Below are 3,826 nucleotides of genomic sequence, written 5' to 3'. Positions count from 1 at the left end.
CCGCGCCGGCGACCTGGAGGCCCGCTACTCGCGGCTGCAGATCGACGAGGACTGCCTCGTCAACTACGGCTTCCTGCCGCGGGAGCACCTCACGCTGATGCACCCGCGCGAGCCCAGGCGCCCCTGGGACGCCGAGACCCAGCGCAAGGCCGACGACGTGCTGGCCTTCGTGCGCGAGCGCCGCCTCGTGCATCCGCGGGAGGTCGAACTGCGCTTCGCGCATGGCCGGCGGCAGAACCCCTGGGGCGGCGCCGGCAACCTGGCCACCCACCTGCTCGACGGCCTGCACTACCGCGGCCTGCTGCGCGTGAAACGCCGCGACAGCGGCACGCGCGTCTACGAAGTCGCTGCGCACCCGCCGGCCGACGAAAGCCCGGCCGGCCGTGCCCGCCGCGCCGCAGCGCTGATCGATCTGGTGGTGCGGACCTATGCCCCCTTGCCGGCGGCCAGCCTGACCTACCTCGTGCGCCTGCTCGGCTACGGCGCGCCGCACCTGAGCGCCCAGACCCAGGCCGCGCTGCGTCTGGCCCGCGAGCAACTCGCCAGTGCCACCCTCGACGGCACCACGTGGTACTGGCCGGCCGACGAGAACCCGCGCTCGCGCCGCTGGGCGGTCGATGACCAGTTGCGCCTGCTCGCCCCCTTCGATCCCATCGTCTGGGACCGCCGCCGCTTCACGCTGTTCTGGGGCTGGACGTACAAGTTCGAGGCGTACACGCCACCGGCGCAGCGGCAGTTTGGGTACTACGCCTTACCCATGTTGTGGGGCGATCGGGTGATCGGGTGGGTGAATGTGGCGGGGGAATCGGCGGGTAGGGCGCCAGCAGTGGGCTATGCCGACGCGGCAGCAGCCCAGGATCGGACTGCGTCGACGTTGCTGGATGAGGACCTGGCGCGGCTCAACCGGTTCCTGCTGTTGCGTTGAGCGGACGGGCCGGCGGGTTCGTGGCCGCTCAGTCGGTCAGGAACGTGTCCCCTGGAAGTGCCGGTCCGTCGGCTTCTCGCGCAAATACCTCGTCGCCCCCGCCGTCCTCACCACCGCCGACAACAACGACCGAAACCACACATGCCCCGGCGCCAGTTGCGTGCGCCCATGCCACAGCTGATAGAAGCGCATCGGCGGAAAGTCCACCGGCGCGGGCACGATGGCCAGGGGCAGCAGGCCGGCGTAGTACTGCGCAAAGTGCCGGCTGGTGGTGAAGATCAGGTCGGTGCCGGGCAGCAGGTGCGGCGCCAGACCGAAGTAGGGCACGGTGACGGTGCCGGTGCGGCTCATGCGCTGCGAGGCGAGGGCGGTCTCGACCACGCCGCGCTGCGTCACGCTGTAGAGCAGCGGCACCACATGCGAGCCCTGCAGGTAGTCGGCCAGCGTCATGCGCGCCGCGAAGGGGTGGCGCTCGTCGACCAGGCAGACGATCTCGTCCTCCAGCAGCAGCGTGGTGCGCAGGTGTTCCGGCGGCTGGGGCCAGTTGCCGATGACCACGTCCAGCTCGCCTTCGGCCAGGGCGGCTTCGAAGTCGTAGTCGGGCCCCAGCGGTTGCAGCACCAGCCGGGCCGAGGGCGCGGTCTCGCGCATGTACTGCGCCACGGCGGCCATCAGGGGCGGGGCCAGGTAGTCGGGCGTGCCGATGCGAAAGACCTGGCGCGTAGTGGCAGGGTCGAAGCTGGCCTCGGGCGCGAGCAGCGCGTCCAGCTCGCCCAGCACCAGTCGCACCGAGGCATGCAGCTGCATCGCCCGCTCGGTGGGCACCATGCGCTGTTTGTCCTTGATGAGCAGCGGATCGCCAAAGATCTCGCGCAGACGCTTGAGGGCACTGCTGATGGCGGGCTGCGACTGGTTCATGCGCGCGGCGGTGCGCGAGACGCTGCATTCCGCCATCAAGGTGTGAAAGACGCGCAGCAGGTAGGTATCGAAAGGGTCGTCGGGTCGGGACATGCGGTGGTTGGCTGCACCGCCTTGGTGCCTCGCCGTCGGAATGGCGGGCCGCCAGCGCCTTGCGGCTGATACGGTGCATTCGGTCTTGGCAATTGGCGTGCCGGAGAGTGCTTCGAACAATGCGGGCATTCCCATTGCTTGCGGCATCCGCCATGTCCGAATCCTTTCTGCCTACCTCTTCCCCGTCCCTTCCGCGCCTTCACCGCCGAGGCGTCCTGCGTCTGATGGCGGCCGGGGCGGCGGCGGGTGCCTTGCCCGCATTCGCACAGTGGCCCGAGCGCCCGATCAAGATCGTCGTCACCTTCGCGCCGGGCGGCGCCAGCGACATCCTGGCGCGTGTGGTGGCCGAGCAGCTGGGCCGCAAGCTGGGCCAGCCGGTGGTCGTGGACAACCGCCCGGGCGCGGGCGGCACCATCGGCGGCCAGGTGGTGGCGACGGCGGCGCCGGACGGCTACACGCTGATGCTGTCCAACACCACGCCCATCGCGCTCGGGCCGTTCACGCTCGACAAGCAGCCCTACGACCCGGTGGCCGCCTTCAGCCACGTGGCCTACCTGGGTTCGGCGCCGCTGGTGGTCATGGCCAGCAAGGATTCCGGCATCAAGAGCTGGGCCGACCTGGAGGCCCGCGCCAAGAAGGAAGGGCGGTTGGACTTCGGCTCCGGCGGCCCGGGCTCGGTCGGCCACATCCATGGCGAGCTGATCAAGCGCGTGACGGGCGCCAACATGGTGCATGTGCCGTACCGCGGCGGCGCGCCTATGACCACCGACCTGCTGGCCAACATCGTGCCCGTGGGCATCGACGTGATCACGGCCTATGTGCAGTACTTCAAGACCGGCCAGCTGGTGCCGCTGGCCGTCACCGGCACCACGCGCTCGCCGCTGATGCCCGAGGTGCCGACCATGGTCGAGCTGGGTCAGCCCAAGCTGGTGCTGGAGAACTTCTTCGGCATCTCCGGCCCGGCCAAGCTGCCGGCCGAGACGGTCACCCGGCTGCACGACGCCACCAATGCGGTGCTGGCCATGCCCGAGGTGCAGAAGAAGATGGTCGACCTGGGCATCGTGGCCCAGCCCGAGAGCACCGCTCGCTTCGAAGGCTTCGTGCGTGATCAAGTGGCGGTGCTGGGGCCGACGGTGAAGGGCGCGGGCATCAAGCTCTGAGCGCCCGCCGCGGGCGCCGTCGGCGCGCCCGGAGGGGTCAAGCCGCCCCGGCGCAAGGGCGGCAGGTGTTCAGAGCTCCAGCGTGTCGAACTGCGCGTAGACCTGCACCAGCCAGCTCTTGACGCGCTGGCGCTCCAGCAGGCCCAGGGCCTCGGGGCCGGTCTTGTCGTTGACGGCCTTCCAGAAGGACGTGTTGTTGGCGTCGATCTTGCGCATCGTCGCTTCCTGCAGGCGGGGCAGGGTGATGAACTGGGCGCCGTGCTCACGGGCCTTGATCTGGGCGGGCGAGCCTTCCAGCGTCGAGAAGTCGCTGCCGCGGCCCTGGTTCTGCACCACCACGTAGCGTGCGCGCGTGCCGTAGGTGTCGACCAGGCGGCCGAGCATGTCGGTCGAGTCGCGGCCGTCGTCCATCACGTGCCAGAACACGACCGGGATCTCCAGCTCGTCGAACACGTCGAAGAGCTGCGACTCGGCGATCCAGCGTGCCAGCGGCGCCTGGGTCTGCGCGGCCAGGTCGACGATCACGCTGCGCTCGGGGTTCGTCTCGAAGCCGTTGACCACCGTGTCCAGGCCTTCGAAGCTGTCCACCGCCACCGGCGAGGCGAAGCCTTCGTAGAAGCGGGTGAAGGAGTTGTGCGACCGGTCGGTGTCGAAGCCGATGAAGGGCCGGCTGCGGTCGATGAAGTACTGGGCCAGCAGGCGCGACGTGACGGACTTGCCGACGCCGCCT

Annotated in this window: 4 protein-coding genes; 2 read left to right on the top strand and 2 right to left on the bottom strand. The window is 69.7% G+C overall.

Annotated elements, in window-relative coordinates; all coding sequences use genetic code 11:
- A partial coding sequence (locus QZ772_RS10815) for a crosslink repair DNA glycosylase YcaQ family protein (RefSeq protein WP_295525788.1) occupies positions 1 to 925 on the top strand: 925 nt, incomplete at its 5' end.
- Positions 926 to 961: 36 nt separating this feature from the next.
- Here the strand turns inward: QZ772_RS10815 and QZ772_RS10810 are convergent.
- A complete protein-coding gene (locus tag QZ772_RS10810; protein WP_295525786.1) occupies positions 962 to 1,936 on the bottom strand; it encodes a LysR family transcriptional regulator in 975 nt (324 codons plus the stop codon).
- A gap of 224 nt (positions 1,937 to 2,160) precedes the next feature.
- On the opposite strand from QZ772_RS10810, the gene QZ772_RS10805 reads away from it, so the two are divergent.
- Positions 2,161 to 3,096 (top strand): tripartite tricarboxylate transporter substrate binding protein, encoded by a 936-nt coding sequence (locus tag QZ772_RS10805; protein WP_295525791.1) that lies wholly within the window; start codon positions 2,161 to 2,163, stop codon positions 3,094 to 3,096.
- Between the two features lie 69 nt (positions 3,097 to 3,165).
- On the opposite strand, the gene QZ772_RS10800 is transcribed toward QZ772_RS10805, so the two are convergent.
- Positions 3,166 to 3,826, bottom strand: a 661-nt coding sequence (locus tag QZ772_RS10800) for a mobilization protein (protein ID WP_295525784.1), incomplete at its 5' end; no start/stop codon positions are given.

The sequence above is a fragment of the uncultured Pseudacidovorax sp. genome, from assembly GCF_913773995.1.
Classification (GTDB): Bacteria; Pseudomonadota; Gammaproteobacteria; order Burkholderiales; family Burkholderiaceae_C; genus Xenophilus.
The sequence above is the reverse complement of the archived record's forward strand: the minus strand, read 5'-3'. Positions and strand labels throughout refer to the sequence as shown.